The following is a 14,008-nucleotide window of genomic DNA, read 5'->3' on the forward strand; positions in this document are numbered from 1 at the left end:
GGCAACGGTCCTGCCAGTGCACACGGCCGGGCGCGCGACCCGGTGCCGTCACATCCGTTCTTTCCATCCCACCCGGACCAGCCACCCGTTGGCCGGCCAGGCCGTGAAGAAACCGACGACCATCGCGAGTTGCATCAACAGCCAGTAAGAGGCTGTGGTCTTCGCCAACCCTGGTGGGAAAAGGGCCTCTTGGTAGACCCACATACCCGCGAAGAGGCCGACCTGGAAGGCGACGATGGAGAACGTGTCGGCCTTGACGGCAGCCCACAATCCCTGAGCGGGCCCGATGCTGCGCATGGGCGTGATGGTGAAGTACTGGAAACCGATGCCCAGCAGCCAGGCGAAGGTGAAGTCCAGCAGGAAGTCCGCATACAGGGGCTTGCCCGCGATCGACATACCGGTCGCCCGCACCAGCCACTCGCCGCCGAGGTCGCCCAGCACGCAACCTGCGCCGCAGTGGCTGATCGCCTTGGCGGAGGTGACCCACTTCGGCCGCTTTGCAGGATCCGGCTCGCCCTCTCGCTCGATCGCCGGACGTGAGGTGCGCCGACCGTGGCGGACGTAGAACCACAGGGCGGCGGGCCCCCAGTACAGGGCTGTGATCGGGAACACCAAATGCATGATCCACATACGCTGCCGGTATCCGCGCAGTGCCATGTCCGCAGTGATCGCCAGTGCGCTTGCCCCAGCCGCAGCCAGACTTACCCAGCCCAGCGCCTCCAGCCAGGCCGGGGGCTGGTGGTGCGGCTCCATCCCCGTCACCCCTCGTGCCGGCGGGCGGCTGTGACACGCCCGGGCCGCATGATGCGTATCTTGGGGCTCTCGCAGGCGGGACAGCGGGGCGACTGCAGTGGTGACGGCACGCGCCTGCCATCGAGGTGGTAGACGGCGGTGATCCGCGAGTGCTCGTCCACCGTCAGGTCGATGTCGTAGGTGTCCTCCCAGCCGTGCCCGCAGTCGAGGCATGCGAATGAGTAGGAGCGTTGGACGTGGTCTGTGTGCATGGTGCACCCCCTCGGGGCAATTCTGGTGTCCAGACCTCCTACCCATTTTTGCACAGTGCAAAATTATCTGGATGGGGTCTGGGCGGCCCAGGGCCTCTCAGGAGGCGGTGTGTACCGCGCGCAGCGCGCTCTGGTGGCTGAGCCATCCGACCGGCTTGCCTTGTTCCGAGTCGAGGACCGGAACGCCGGTGCCGGCGGCCGACAGCAGGGCGTGCATGGCTTGCGCGAGGGGTTGGTCCGCAGTGACCTGGGCGGGTGCCTCGGCGAGCTGTCCGACCTGGGTCGGCGCATTCTCCGGTTGTTCCGCCAGGGCTTCGGCCACCGACTGCGCGGTGACGACACCGACGTAGTGCCCTGTGTCGTCGACCACCGGTAGGGCGCCGTGGCCGGACAGGCTCAGCAGGTCGGCGGAGTCAGCCAGAGTGGTGGACGCGGACAGGGGGGAGGGCAATGGTTCCATGACCGCGTCGACGTGCTGGGTGCCGATCCGTGCGCCGGGTGCGGGCCCTTCGAGGTCGATGCCGCGGCGGCGCAGCTTGAGGGTGTAGATGGTGTCGGGCGAGATCAACCGGCTGACGGCGGTGGCCAGCACGATCGCGAGCATCAGGGGCAGGATGATCGAGTACTCGCCGGTGAGCTCGAACAGGATGACCACGGCGGTGATCGGCGCCCGGGCCGCGCCGGCGAACACCGCGCCCATGCCGACCAGCGCGTACGCACCCACCGCGCCCGCCGAGTGAGGCAGCAGGTGGTGGACGCCGATACCGTACGCCGACCCCAGCATCGCCCCGATGAACAGACTGGGTGCGAACACGCCGCCCGAGCCGCCGATGCCGATGGTCAGGCTGGTCGCCAGCATCTTGCCGACCAGCAGCAGAAGCAGGAAGCCGACCGCGTAGCCGCCCTCGGTCGCCTTCTGCAGCACCGGGTAGCCGACCCCGTACATCTGTGGCAGGGCCAGAAGGAGCAGACCGAGCGCCAGGCCGCCGATCGCCGGGCGCAGCCATTCCGGGCCGCGCCAGAGCCAGTCGCAGGCGTCCTCGAGCAGGTACAGGAAGCGGGAGAAGCCCACCCCTACCACCGCGGCGCCGATGCCGAGCGCGGCGAACAGGCCGTACTGGGTGAGGTGGTCGACATGGAAGTCGGGCAGGTGCAGGAAGGCGGTGTCACCGAATGTGGCGCGTCCGATGATGCTCGCCGTGACGCTGGCCAGCACGGTGGCGCCGAAGGCTTCGGCGCTGAAGGTGCCCAGGATCAGCTCCATGGCGAAGAACACGCCGGCCAGCGGGGCGTTGAAGGTGGCCGCGATGCCGCCCGCCGCCCCGCAGGCCACCAAAAGCTTCAGCCGGCCCTCGGTCACCTTGGTGACACGGCCTAGGGTGGAGCCCAGCGCCGAGCCGATCTGCACGATCGGTCCCTCGCGTCCCACCGAGCCGCCCGATCCGATGCACAGAGCAGAGGCCAGGGTCTTGACCACGGCGACCTTCGGGCTGATCCGCCCGCCGCGCTGAGCGACGGCCAGCATCACCTCGGGCACTCCGTGCCCCCGCGCCTCCTTGGCAAACCGGTTCACCAGCGGCCCGTACAGCAGACCGCCGAGGACGGGGGCGAACAGTACGAAGTACGGGCCGAGCCAGGGCAGGTGCGGATTGTCCGCGCCGGGCGAGGCGGAGTAGTCGGCGTGGCCGGACAGCAGGTGCGTGAAGGTCGTGATGCACCAGCGGAAGACGACCGAGCCCGCGCCGGCCCCGGCTCCGACCACGACGGCCAGGGCCATCAGCCCCCAAGGGGCGTTCCGCAGTCCCGTGAGTCTCGGTACGGGCGTGAAGCCACTGGTTGTGGTGGCCGTCATGTTCTGTCCGTTCCTCGTTTCCGGTATGGCGCTCATCGCTCCCCTTTCCTACTTTTGCATTATGCAAAACTAGTCAAGGGTGCACGCCACGGGACCTTGACCGAGGGTCGGGGCCAAGGGGCCCCTGGTGTGCGGGCCTGGTCGCGGGAGCGTGGCCAGGACGTCCTCATGTGGAGGCGAACAGTGAGTGATCAGCTCTCCTCGCCGGTGATCGTGGTCGGAGTCGACGGGTCTGAGGCGAGCCGGGCGGCGCTGCGCTGGGCGACCCACCAGGCCGAACTGACCGCTGCGCGGATGCGCCCGGTGCAGGCATGGCGACTACCGGCCCTTCACGGCATGCCGGTGGACTTCTCGAACGTCGACTTCGAAAAGCACGCCCGCGAGAACTTACGGGCTACGGTCGAGGAGACTCTTCGGAGCATCCGGGAATACCTGTCCGCCCCTCAGGTCGTCGAAGCGATCCGGCGGCCGTGCTGAGCGAGGGGCCAGGGACGCGGATCTCTGGTGGTCGGCAGCCACGGGCACGGCGACTTCACCGGAGTGCTCCTCGGTTCGGTCAGTCACCACTGCGTGCACCACGCCACCTGCCCGGTCCTCGTCGTCCGGCGGGCAGCGTCTGAGCCTTCGCCGCAGGTGTCAGTCCGCTTCGGCGCGTGCTTCGACGTCTTCGATGCCGGTGGGGCGTCCGGCTCGGGTCCAGCGTGCGTAGAGGCCGGCCGCGATGAGCAGGGTGGCCGCGAGCGACAGCATCGGCCAGCCGCGCAGCAGGTTGACCGCGAGGGTGAAGGCGACCGCCGTCCCTGCCAGGGAGTTGACCCAGGCCAGCGCCTTGTTGTGCTCGCGGGTGGCGAAGCGGGCCATGGCGAGCAGGCCGACCAGGAAGCTGACGAAGACGGCGACGGCGTAGAACAGCACGAGCTCCTGCTCCTGGCCGGCGGCCGCGACGATGATCAGTGCGGCGGCGGCCAGGTAGACCACCACGGACCAGTACGGGGTGTGGTGCCGGTTCGTGCGTCCCAGCAGCGGCGGCAGCACGCCCGGTCGGTCGGCCGTACCCGCCAGTGCCTTCAGCAGTCCCGGCCCCGCCTGGAAGGACGAGCTGGCGGCGGCGAGCAGCAGCAGGGAACTGGTCAGCTGGAAGGCGCCGTAGAGCCAGCCGGGTCCGGCGGCGGCGTGCGCGATGTCGGCGATCTGGGTGGAGTCCGCACCGGGGATCCCGATGTGCAGGCGGACGGCGAGCGCGGTCAGGGCCAGGGTCAGGCCGCCGACGATGATCAGCAGCAGCGCGAGCGTGCCGCGCCCGAAACGGCGGCGGTGGGTGTCGTCGAGCTGGCCGAGCTGGGCGATCGCGGTCGACGGTGCCTCGACGCCGGTGGCCAGCGCCATCGCGACCGGGAAGGCCAGCACCACCGCCAGCACGGCAGAGCGGCCCGGGTCGGCCGAGGCGGCCGCGTGGCCGGTGGCGTGGGGCGAGGCGAAGCCCAGGATCAGCACGGCCACGCAGATGACCACGAAGGCCACGGTCATCACGGCGAACAGCAGCCGCCCGCCGTGCCCGAACCAGGTCAGCCCGGCCACCACCAGAAGCAGCAGCAGCGCGAGCGGGATGCGCCACGCGGCCAGCGCCGGGAAGAGGGCGATGACCGCGCTGGCCGCGGCCGCGATCGAGATGCCGATGGTCAGCACGAAGTCGACCACCAGCGCCCCGATGGGCAGGAACGTGAAGCGCGCGCCGAAAGCCCGGCCTGCCGCGGCAGCCGCGCCGCCGCCCTTGGGGAAGCGCCGCACCAGCTGCCAGTAGTTCGCCGTGACGACCACGACGAGCCCGATCACCAGGCTCATGGTCGGCAGCAGCAGCGCCAGGTCACCGTGCAGGGCGCGCAGTGCGGCCTCGATCGCGTACGCCACCGAGGAGACCGGGTCCGCGATCACCGCGAAGGCGAACGCGAAGAAGAGAACGGAGTGGCGCGGGCCGCGGGTGCGCACGGCGGGGGAGAGGGCGGCTGCGACGGCGGCAGCCGACTTTGACGAAGTCACGCGAAGACCTTCCTGGGATGGTTCGTTCAGGACACTTCGCCGACCCGTCTTCCCGGCACACCGAGCATGACAATACGTCAAGAAACCATCGGCGAGGCGTTAGGGAAGCATCAAGATTCCCCGACTCCGGGTAGCCGGGGCAGGACCTTCTTGCCCTGAGCTTTGCATAATGCAAAAGTGGAGGAAGGCATGACCGCTCGGGGAGTGGAGAGGCGAAACGCACCGATGAAAGCAGTGATCTGCGGAGCCGGTATCGCCGGGCTGGCGCTGGCCGGCCGCCTGCACAACGTGCTCGGCTGGGAGGTCGTGGTCCTGGAGAAGGCCCCGCAGCCCCGTACCGAGGGATACATGATCGACTTCTTCGGGCCAGGCTACGACGCGGCCGAGGCCATGGGTGTTCTGCCCTGGCTGGAGGAGCTTGGCTATCCGGTCTCCGAGGCGGCCTTCCTCGACGACGACGGCCGGTGTCGGGCGCGACTCGACTACGGCCGGTTCGCCCGTTCCCTGGACGGGCGCCTGCTCAGCATCATGCGGCCGGACCTCGAACTCGCCCTGCGGGAACGGCTGTCCTTCGCCGTCGGCCTGCGCTTCGGCGTCGGCCCGGCACGCATCGACCCGAGTCCCTACGGCGTCCACGTCACCCTCACCGACGGCACTGCCCTCGACGCCGATCTCCTCGTTGGAGCCGACGGACTGCACTCCACGGTGCGGGCGATGGTCTTCGGCGAGGAACAACGGTTCGTGCGCTATCTCGGCTACCACACCGCCGCGTTCACCTTCGACGACTCCCACGTCCGCGCGGAGTTGGGCGACCGGTTCTGCCTCACCGACACCGCAGGGCGGCAGATGGGCCTCTACGCACTCAGGGACGGCACCATCGCCGCCTTCGCCGTCCACCGCAGTGCCGACCCCCGGCGGCCAGAGGACGCGAGGGCTGCCCTCTACCACGAGTACGGCTCCCTCGGCTGGCTCGTACCCCGCGCCCTGGCCGGGTGCCCGCCCTCCCCGCGGATCTACTACGACCAGGTCGCCCAGACCGATCTGCCCCGCTGGAGCCGCGGGCGGGTCGTGCTGGTCGGCGACGCCTGCCAGGCCGTGTCCCTGCTTGGCGGGCAGGGTGCCTCGCTGGCGGTCGCGGGGGCCTATGTCCTGGCCGACCAGCTCGCCGGTACGCGTCGCGTCGAGGACGCGCTGCACGGCTACGAACGCCTGTGGCGGCCTGCCATCAGGGACAGACAGCGCGCCGCCCGCAGAGCGGCCCGCTGGTTCGTCCCCGAAACGGCACGGCGACTGCGCGTCCGCCGAGCTGCCCTGCGCTTCGCCGGCCTGCCGGGCGTGAGCCGTCTCGCCGGCACCTCACTGGCCGGGAAGCAGCGGCCCTCGCTGCGACAACTCACCGCACTGCCCGTCTAGTCGGGCCGCGTTCCGGTATCGCTCCGAGCGTCGTGATCCCTCGGAAGGACCCACTCGGCGGCACTTCGCACACTTCGGAGACCCGCATGTCACCACGTTCCCGCCCCGGGCCCGCTGACCTGACCGCTCGGCTGCGCGAAGCCCTGGACACCGCCACCTGCCGGTCGTTGGCCGACGTCCTGCACCCGTACGTGTGCTGGAACCCGCCTGACGGAAGTGGCCCGGGCTGTCACACCCGCTCCCACGTCCTCAGCCTATGCGCCCGCTTGCACGCTCTCGGGCTGCGGGCCGATATAGAGGAGACCTTCACCTACCCGGCGGCTGTGGTTCTCGGCCTACGGATCCACGGCACCGTGCCTCCGGCCGATCCGCGGACCGTCGTGTACCACGTGTTCGACGTTGCCGACGGACTCGTCACCCGCATCACCGGCTATACCGACCGATCGCAGGCCCTTGACGCGGCCTTCCCCCGCGCCACGGCCGCGGGCCCGGAGCACTGAGACCCGCCCGGGAAGCGGCGGTCAGGTCAGGGCGACGAGAACACCGCAGCATTCAGCAGTCTCAGATCGGTGGCAGCCCGTACCGGGACGTTCATGGCGCACGCCACTGTTCCAGCCGCCCACGTGGTATTGAACGCCGGGGTGTGCTGCGCGGGTGGGCCCGGCCCGGCGGACAGCCGGGCCCACCGACTCGCCGGGTGGCTCTTCTTCTTCCTGCCGGTCGCGGCCCGCGCATCGCGCGTACGGCGACGAGCCCTCCACCCACGACCACGATGGCAACCGCCGCCAGGACGGCGAGGGCGGTGATGCGGCCGGGTCCGAGGATCGTGTCGCCCCCGTCCGTGTCTGCGCCCGTCGCCGCGACCGGCGCGGACAGGGTCAGTCCTTCGCAGGCGGCGGAACTGGTCACCGGCCGGGCGCTGTCGGCGACCTGGAACTGGAAGGCGTTCGTCTGGAGCAGCCGTCGGACCGCGGGTTTCGGCGACTGGAGTTGCGACTGGGCGAGCTCGGACGGCGAACGCGCCTACGCGGGACTGCAGTTTACGCAGGACAACGACCTGTCGGACAACGGACAGCGCGCGAAGATCGCCGGAACAACCGGCTACGTCTCACCCAAGGAGGAGGGAGACGACAGCTGTGTCGTCTACACCCCGCGCCGCACGTACACGAACTCCGCCGGCGAGCGGACTGTCGAGCGCTTCCAGTTGACCCTGCGGAGCGGCAGCGGCCGAACGCCAAGGTGTGGGCCGACGCCAAGGCGCTGGCGGGCACCGCCGTGAAGGCCATCGCCAAGAACCTGCCCGGAAAATGAAGCGGCCCGGAAAACGAACATGACCCAGACACCCGGAGTTCTGCCCGCTACGCACGGCCCGGAAGGCGCTGGGCTCGGTCGACCAGCGGTGGTCAAGACGGCCGTCCGTGACCATGGTTTCGGTAGGGCACCTCGTCAGGGCGCAGCCGTAACCGGGCCAGCCGCCAGGCGGTGTCCGAGGAGATTTCGTGGTGGCCGTTCTTGCGGATGCGGCGGGCGAGCAGGCTCGTGCGCGGGGCGAGCAGCCAGCGCAGCACGCTGGGGCTCACTCCGCCTCCTCGGCGGCGGCGATCTCCTCGGCCAGCTGCCGGTGGCCGAGTGTGGTCATCGCGCTGCGCAGGATTTTCAGGAAGTCCTGCGCGTTGTCGTCGGTGAGTTTGCCGATGAACGTGTGCAGTGTCTGGGCGGTGAGCACCCAGCGGGAGTGCGGATGCCACTGATGGATCTGGCGCACCAGCTCTTCGGGATCGATTCCCTCGGGTGGGCCCCCGATCCGGGGGGAGTGCTGGAGAAGCGTGTACAGGTGTGCCGCTGAAGGATTCGCGAGGAGCTCCTCGCGCAGGAACTCCACTCGCGCGCGAGCCTGGCGACGGTCCATCTCGTCGAGTTCGAACTCGTGACGGGCACGCTCCGCGCGGCGGGCACCCGCCGCGACATCATCATCGACGCGTAACGTCGCTCTGACGTCGAGTAGTTCAACGCCGTCTCGGTGGAGTGGCAGCTGCTGGCGCAACGCTGTTGCGAGTTCCTGTTCCGCAGCTGCGATGCGTAGCACCGATTCGCTGGCGAGGACCTTCTCCACCATGAGTCGTGCGGCGCGACTCGCCGCATAGCGGGCGTCCTTGTTAGCCGGCCCGTGCGGGGAATGGCGCCATTCGACCCGAACGATCGCCTCGAACGGGAGTCCCGCATCACGGCTGTCGGGACGGTCATGGAAAATGGACGTCCACGTCTGCGCGGTCGACGGGAGGGTGTCGCGGCGCGTGCGGCGTCGCATCATGCGTGTTCTTCCGCACTGTCGGCCCGCGCCATGGTCTGTTGGAAGGTCTCGATGATGCCGTCGTCGAGGAGCTGCGCGAGTTCGGTGTACACGGCGCGATGGGCCAGCCCGGCGGACGGGAGCTCGATGCGGCCTGCCGATTGCTGGAGGGCGGCGGTCTTGGCCCATTGCCGTGCGATTGCCCGCAGCCGGTCGCGGGGACTCTCGCCCGGCGTGCCGGCCTGCTCCGGAAGGTTCACTGCCGTGCTCAAGATCTTCAGCACGTCAGCGTGTATGTGGGGATGACTGAGCGCCGCGTCCAGCCACAGACACACGACTGCCGATGTCTGGCCGTCCCGCTCGAATCCTTCGGTGCCTTGAAGGAGCGCTCGCCAGCCGACGATCAGCTCGGCGACGGGAGCCGTGAAATCCGCCTCGTCGCCGTGGGGGAGCAGGGCCGGGAGCGTGGGAGCATCGGGGTGTGTCGACTCGGCCAGGGCCCGGAACGCTTCCTGCCCGGCCACCAGTTTAGCCCCGCCATCGCTGCACCAGTCGATGACGTAGCCGAACAGAATCCGGCGCGCGCTGGGATCGCTCCACAGACTGTGCACGGCTCCTTGCAGCGCTCGGCGTACTTCCAGGTCTTCGGATCCGGCTGCATGGCGCAGCCTCCGCAGCGCCTTGCCGGTGTGGAGGACCCCGAACTCTCCGGCGCACACCTGTACGGTGGCCAGCTGTTGGGCGGCATTGCCGGTCCTGGCCCACTGCAGCAGCATGTCGTGGATGTAGGAGGCGCTGGCCGTCTGCAGACAGGCTGACGTGAGGAGTTCCACGGCCGACGGCCACAGCGGGGTGTGGTGCCAGCGCCAGACCAACTGGCGCAGGGGTTCTTGCCGACGATGACGTACCGCCCACCTCAGAGCGAAGCTGCCGATACGCTCGGCCATCGCCTGCCGTTCGGCGTCAGTGAGCGTTTCCAGTGCGGACTTGGGCTTCTTCAAGGGGGCGTCGGCCAGCCACTCCAGGAACTTCACCCGGGACAGGGGCCGATCGACCCAGAAGTACTCCAGTGCCGCGTCGTCCCATTCGGGGCGGTTGAAGGTGACAGTGTCGTCGACCTGCAATTCGGCCTCGATCGAGTCGACCATCTCGATGACACCGGATTCCTGTTGTCCCTTCAGGGACGGGTCACCGTCCCCGAAGACGGATGCCAGGTCCGCCGTACTGGCGTAAACGTGTGCCACGGACGCTCCGCGCAAGGTGGCGCAGGCCAGCAGGAAGTTGCGCTGGAAGCTGGTACGTCCGGGCTCCTTGTGCCAAGCCAGAAGCTGAGGACGCCAGTTGTTACGGGCCGCGATGACGCTGAGAACCTGCCGGTCGAACGGTGTGTCACCGCCGCTCTTCCGTTTACGTGCCAGTGCCTCCAGGTTGGGCAGGTTGCTGTCGCTGGCATGGTGCGCGTCCAGAATGAGAGTGACGATCTCCAGGGCCTCCACCGGTGGCTGACCGCTCAGCAAGGCGATGACGTCGTCATCGGTCAACCATCGATCGACCGGCAGATCAGGTGGCCCCTCCGCGCCCAGCCACTTGCGGGCGATTTCCAACGGCGAGGGCACCCCCACGGAGGGTTTGATCCCGTCAGGCGCTCCACCGCCCACGCGGCGCCACTGCTCCGGTGTGGTCAGCACCACGAGCCGGCCACTGCGACGTTTCAGCGTGTACTGTAAACGCTCGATCGTCGCACCGAACGTGTCGGCTATCTCGAAGCCTTCCTCATCAGGCGGGAGTTCGAGCAGATATCCGCGGTTCTCCGCCTGCGGCAGGCGGCGCAAGGGGAACTCCAGACCACCGCCGAAGCCGAGCGGACCCACACGAACGGCCGGGAACTCATGACGCAATTCCGCGAGGAGCGCGCACGCATTGGTCGTGCGCCCCGTGCCCGGCTTCTGAGCGAGTACCACGACAGATCCGGGATTCTTCCACCACTGATAGATTTCGTCGAACGAGTCACCTCCCTCCGGACGCACGTACACGGTGCGGAGCGCGTCGAGGTAGGTGTCCGAAAACTCACTGTGGTCAAGCGGGTTTTCGAAACTCGCGTTGACTTTCAGGGCGTTCATTTCGCCGAGGTTGAGCAGGGCCATCTGCCGGAGACGCTTAACCGCGTCCGTGTCCAGAAGGGACTTGAGGCGTTCCTGCAACTCCTCATCCAGTGGCACGCCCGCGTCCGACGATATGGTGTCCGGCGCCTGCGATGCGTCCGTGGAGTTGAAAGCGCTGGTCTCGTCCCAGCGCGGGCCTTCGGACCGCTGGCCGTTCTCGTGAGGTGGCCTCAGCCCGTAGTCCTGATGATCGTTCACCCGTACCCCCGCGGTGTGCAGCCCGGATCCCAGTGGGACTGCGAGAGTTATCCGAGCGTGCCGTCGATTTCGAGTGCAGTGGCCTCGCCGCCCTGGCGCACCACCTTGGTCCGCTGCTCGATGTCGGCTGATGCTTCGGCGGTCACTCGTCCAACCTTGACTGCCCGGGCCACCCCGTCTGCCTCGACTTCGTCAAGGATCTGCCTGACCCTGACGCCCGGTGCAGAACGCCGTTCGCCCATGAAGGACAGAGGCTGCCCGTAGATCGCCTCCAGGTCGTCGCGCAGTTCACTCATCGTCTCCAGCAGGTGCTCGTCATCGTGTCGAATCAGAGCGGGGTTGCGGTGATAGACGGCCAATTCCCGGGCCACAGCCTCGAGCCGGCGAATCCGCTGCTCCGTCAGCTCTTCGTCGTGGATGCGCAGGGGAGCTCCGGGTTCCACCAGGGCAGGGCAGGTCGCCGGCCCAGTCGAGGTCTCGGTGTCATTTCCGCTACGGCGGTCGAGTACAGCACCGAGGCGGCCAAAGAGGAACTGGAATATCTGTGGCATGGCCGATGTGGCCACTGTCGCTAGCGACAGCTGATCTCCCATTGAATCCCCCCCGAACGGTGAACTTAGGTCGCGGCAAGGCCGCAAGATCCCACAAGGCTACGAGCGCTTGGGACTCGGAGGCGAAGGCGCATTCTCGCCAAACATGCAGCGCCCCATATTCGGTCAGGCGAATTCGTGCTCCCGGAGGCGGCGTTGCGTTCGTACAAGCGTTCCCAATTTATGACCGGAGTCAAGTGCTGTGTCACCTGAGGTTGAAACTCCTCGATGGCGACGCGCCCTGCGGGTGCACTTCGAGAAATGGAACATGGGCGACCCCGGTACACATGGCCTGAATGAATGGCGCAAAGGGCGCATCGTGGCCGTCTGCCTGTAGGTGACCGGTCATGAACAAGGGGGTTCCGGGTCGGGTGGGTAGCCCTTTGCCCGGAGCCAGGTGTCGAGGGCCAGGGCCACGATGTCTCCGTGGGGGAGGTCGGTCTCGGCGTTGTAGCGTCGGATGCGTCGCTGGAGTTGGAGAACTTCGGGGACGGCGTAGTTGAGTTGTCCACGCTTGGTGTGCCGGTTGCTGATGACGTCCAGCGTGTCTGGGTGCGGCGTGAGAGCGTCGTCGGTTCGCTGGAGCTTGGTGTCGAGCGCATCCGCGATTTCACGTAGTAGGCGCGCGTGACGGGAGTCATGAGGCACGAGAGCTGCTCCGGTTGTTCCTTCTAGGCGGATAGCTACCCGCCTATTGGGCTATTGGAATAGTCGGCAGGAGGGGCGGCCGCGCCCTGGCGTGGGTGCGGCCGCCTTGCGCCCTGCGGTCGCGTTCAGAAGCCGCGGGCGGTGAGCCATTCGTCCAGTGCGACGGAGACGATGTCGCCGATGGGCAGGTGATCGAGTTCGTTGTCCAGTGCGAAGCGCTTGATCCGCTTCTTCAGCTTCAGCGCCGCGGGGACCGACGAGTCGAGGCTCTCCCGCGCGATGATGCGCTGGTTGAGAACAACGGAAACCTCAGGAACTTCCTTGGGACGGCCGGGACCGTGCGCATACGGCGTCCCCTCACTGGGCGCCTCCTGCGATCGAGCACGCTGTTCCTGGTGAGCCCCCGGGCCCTCGGTCCTCACGGGGAACGCGGTGCCGCCTGCGACCGGGGGAACGGCCGGGCGAATGGCCACCTCGGCGGCCGGAGCCGCACCAGTCCCGGAGGTGACGGGAGGCGAACCATGTTGCGCAACAGGGTCGGCTGGCTGCGTGGCCTGGATCGCAGGTGCTGCAGGCTCGGGAGCTGGGACCACAGGCGGCATGTGCCGCTCCACCGGCATCCCAGTGGACTCCGTCCCCGTCTCGGGCACGTCGAGGGCCGGGTGAGTCGGCTGCCTGGTGGCCGGTTCCGGCACGGGGCCGCTTGGCACGTCGGCGGTTGGCTGGGGCTGGGCCACTTCGGGCACGGCCTCGGTCCGGGCCTGTGCCGATGTCTCGGAGGGAAGAGTGAAAGGTGTGGGTTGAACCTGCGCCTTGCTCGCGGTGGGGCGGCCTTTGCCCTGGGCAGCGGTCTGTTCGGCGGCGTACTGCTCGGGGGTGAGTTCGGCGGTCGGGGGAGGGGGCGGCGGGGTCGCCTTCTTGGTCCCGCCGCCGAGGGTGCGACCCGTGCGGCGGGCCGGGGGCTTCATACGCTCGCTCATGCCGTGAGCTCCTTCATCAGCTCGGCGTACTCGCTCAGCTCGGTGGGGATCTCGCCGAAGGCCTCCATGTAGTGCACCCAGGAGTGGATGACGGTCTCGGCGAGCGGGAACGGCTCGTCGCGGTCCGGGCCGATGCCCTCGCCCTGGGCGGGCTCCAGCAGCTTGTCCTTCGCCGTGCGGGGCAGGCTGGTGCGGTCGTCGGCCTTGACCATGACCACGTGGGCGGTGACGCCTTGCTCGTTGCGGGCGGCGGCGCGCTCGGCCTCGTCGAAGGTGGCCACGAGCTTGCGTCGCTCGATCTTGGTGGGTGCGACCGGCACGAGCAGCAGGTTCGCCTCGGTAACAGCCTCGTAGAACAGCTTCGCGCTGCCGCCGCCGGCGTCGACCACGATCGCTCCGAACTCGGCGCGCTTGGTGCGGATGTAGTCGGCGATGTCGTCGAACGGGTACCGCTCGACCACCAGGTTGGCCGGGATCTCGAAGCCGGCGGCCTGGGCGACCTTGAACCAGTCGTAGGCGGACTGGCTGGTGGCGTCAGCGTCCAGCAGCAGTGTCGGCAGGTCGAGGACGACGGCGTAGTAGAGGGCGATGAACCAGGCGGAGGTGGTCTTGCCGGTGCCGCCCTTGAGCATGCCGACGACGATCACGAAGGCGTCCCAGGCGCGGGCTGTGGCCGCCGCCAGGGTCTTGATACGGGTGTTCTCACTCACGTGTGCTTGATCTCCTGAATCTGGAAAGGGTGCGTTGACTTGTGCGGGTCAGCGGAAGGCCGTCGTTTGGTGGCGGCTAGGTGCCGATGAAGGGGGTGCGCGTGCCGCTGGGCTGTGGCCGGGA

General features: G+C 68.4%; 14 protein-coding genes and 1 pseudogene. 5 read left to right on the forward strand and 10 right to left on the reverse strand.

Annotated elements, in window-relative coordinates:
* Positions 1 to 48: 48 nt before the first annotated feature.
* The 3 genes from MQN93_RS03975 to MQN93_RS03985 all read right to left on the reverse strand — a co-directional run bounded on the left by MQN93_RS03975 (position 49) and on the right by MQN93_RS03985 (position 2,781).
* On the reverse strand, positions 49 to 753 hold the full coding sequence (locus MQN93_RS03975; protein ID WP_242708300.1) for a DUF4396 domain-containing protein: 705 nt from the start codon (positions 751 to 753) through the stop codon (positions 49 to 51).
* A 5-nt stretch (positions 754 to 758) separates the two neighbouring features.
* Positions 759 to 1,004, reverse strand: a complete 246-nt coding sequence (locus tag MQN93_RS03980; protein WP_242708301.1) for a hypothetical protein — start codon at positions 1,002 to 1,004, stop codon at positions 759 to 761.
* A gap of 97 nt (positions 1,005 to 1,101) precedes the next feature.
* Entirely contained in the window at positions 1,102 to 2,781 is a 1,680-nt protein-coding gene (locus MQN93_RS03985; protein WP_242708518.1) for a chloride channel protein, read from the reverse strand.
* A 288-nt stretch (positions 2,782 to 3,069) separates the two neighbouring features.
* On the opposite strand from MQN93_RS03985, the pseudogene MQN93_RS03990 reads away from it, so the two are divergent.
* Positions 3,070 to 3,450: pseudogene (locus tag MQN93_RS03990) on the forward strand (universal stress protein); the annotation flags it as partial.
* A gap of 42 nt (positions 3,451 to 3,492) precedes the next feature.
* Here MQN93_RS03990 and MQN93_RS44165 read toward each other — a convergent pair.
* Positions 3,493 to 4,893, reverse strand: coding sequence for an APC family permease (locus MQN93_RS44165; RefSeq protein ID WP_242708303.1), 1,401 nt, complete (start codon positions 4,891 to 4,893; stop codon positions 3,493 to 3,495).
* Positions 4,894 to 5,118: 225 nt separating this feature from the next.
* Here MQN93_RS44165 and MQN93_RS04005 point away from each other — a divergent pair, with 225 nt between their 5' ends.
* The 3 genes from MQN93_RS04005 (at position 5,119) to MQN93_RS04015 (ending at position 7,585) form a co-directional block, all read left to right on the forward strand.
* Complete coding sequence (locus MQN93_RS04005) at positions 5,119 to 6,306, forward strand: FAD-dependent monooxygenase (protein ID WP_242708304.1); 1,188 nt, start codon at positions 5,119 to 5,121, stop codon at positions 6,304 to 6,306.
* Positions 6,307 to 6,572: 266 nt separating this feature from the next.
* Positions 6,573 to 6,806 (forward strand): hypothetical protein, encoded by a 234-nt coding sequence (locus MQN93_RS04010; protein WP_242708305.1) that lies wholly within the window; start codon positions 6,573 to 6,575, stop codon positions 6,804 to 6,806.
* Between the two features lie 341 nt (positions 6,807 to 7,147).
* A complete protein-coding gene (locus tag MQN93_RS04015) occupies positions 7,148 to 7,585 on the forward strand; it encodes a hypothetical protein (RefSeq protein WP_242708306.1) in 438 nt (145 codons plus the stop codon).
* A gap of 124 nt (positions 7,586 to 7,709) precedes the next feature.
* Here MQN93_RS04015 and MQN93_RS04020 read toward each other — a convergent pair whose 3' ends face one another.
* Genes MQN93_RS04020 through MQN93_RS04035 form a run of 4 tightly spaced genes read right to left on the reverse strand, consistent with a single transcriptional unit; the run spans position 7,710 to position 11,507 of the window.
* Positions 7,710 to 7,886, reverse strand: coding sequence for a hypothetical protein (locus MQN93_RS04020; RefSeq protein ID WP_242708307.1), 177 nt, complete (start codon positions 7,884 to 7,886; stop codon positions 7,710 to 7,712).
* Positions 7,883 to 8,617, reverse strand: coding sequence for a phosphoribosylformylglycinamidine synthase subunit PurS (locus tag MQN93_RS04025; RefSeq protein WP_242708308.1), 735 nt, complete (start codon positions 8,615 to 8,617; stop codon positions 7,883 to 7,885). The genes MQN93_RS04020 and MQN93_RS04025 overlap by 4 nt, the downstream gene beginning before the upstream one ends.
* A complete protein-coding gene (locus MQN93_RS04030) occupies positions 8,614 to 10,956 on the reverse strand; it encodes a hypothetical protein (protein WP_242708309.1) in 2,343 nt (780 codons plus the stop codon). The genes MQN93_RS04025 and MQN93_RS04030 overlap by 4 nt, the downstream gene beginning before the upstream one ends.
* 47 nt (positions 10,957 to 11,003) lie before the next feature.
* Positions 11,004 to 11,507 carry a hypothetical protein gene (locus MQN93_RS04035; RefSeq protein WP_242708310.1) on the reverse strand — a complete coding sequence of 168 codons (504 nt, stop codon included), beginning with the start codon at positions 11,505 to 11,507 and terminating at the stop codon, positions 11,004 to 11,006.
* A 465-nt stretch (positions 11,508 to 11,972) separates the two neighbouring features.
* On the opposite strand from MQN93_RS04035, the gene MQN93_RS04040 reads away from it, so the two are divergent.
* Complete coding sequence (locus MQN93_RS04040; RefSeq protein WP_242708311.1) at positions 11,973 to 12,164, forward strand: hypothetical protein; 192 nt, start codon at positions 11,973 to 11,975, stop codon at positions 12,162 to 12,164.
* Positions 12,165 to 12,319: 155 nt separating this feature from the next.
* On the opposite strand, the gene MQN93_RS04045 is transcribed toward MQN93_RS04040, so the two are convergent.
* Together MQN93_RS04045 and MQN93_RS04050 are read right to left on the reverse strand one after the other, a co-directional pair.
* Positions 12,320 to 13,174: a hypothetical protein gene (locus MQN93_RS04045; RefSeq protein ID WP_242708312.1), complete on the reverse strand. Its 855-nt coding sequence runs from the start codon at positions 13,172 to 13,174 to the stop codon at positions 12,320 to 12,322.
* Positions 13,171 to 13,884 carry a ParA family protein gene (locus MQN93_RS04050; RefSeq protein WP_242708313.1) on the reverse strand — a complete coding sequence of 238 codons (714 nt, stop codon included), beginning with the start codon at positions 13,882 to 13,884 and terminating at the stop codon, positions 13,171 to 13,173. The genes MQN93_RS04045 and MQN93_RS04050 overlap by 4 nt, the downstream gene beginning before the upstream one ends.
* Positions 13,885 to 14,008 lie beyond the last annotated feature (124 nt).

The sequence above is a fragment of the Streptomyces spinosisporus genome (genome assembly GCF_022698145.1).
GTDB lineage: Bacteria > Actinomycetota > Actinomycetes > Streptomycetales > Streptomycetaceae > Streptomyces > Streptomyces spinosisporus.

Bases quoted from the DNA above. Each gene is read 5' to 3' on its own strand.
- MQN93_RS04005 (WP_242708304.1), top strand. From the start codon at position 5,119: ATGAAAGCAGTGATCTGCGGAGCCGGTATCGCCGGGCTGGCGCTGGCC.
- MQN93_RS03975 (WP_242708300.1), bottom strand. From the start codon at position 753: ATGGAGCCGCACCACCAGCCCCCGGCCTGGCTGGAGGCGCTGGGCTGG.
- MQN93_RS03985 (WP_242708518.1), bottom strand. From the start codon at position 2,781: ATGGCCCTGGCCGTCGTGGTCGGAGCCGGGGCCGGCGCGGGCTCGGTC.
- MQN93_RS04035 (WP_242708310.1), bottom strand. From the start codon at position 11,507: ATGCCACAGATATTCCAGTTCCTCTTTGGCCGCCTCGGTGCTGTACTC.
- MQN93_RS04025 (WP_242708308.1), bottom strand. From the start codon at position 8,617: ATGATGCGACGCCGCACGCGCCGCGACACCCTCCCGTCGACCGCGCAG.
- MQN93_RS03980 (WP_242708301.1), bottom strand. From the start codon at position 1,004: ATGCACACAGACCACGTCCAACGCTCCTACTCATTCGCATGCCTCGAC.
- MQN93_RS04045 (WP_242708312.1), bottom strand. From the start codon at position 13,174: ATGAGCGAGCGTATGAAGCCCCCGGCCCGCCGCACGGGTCGCACCCTC.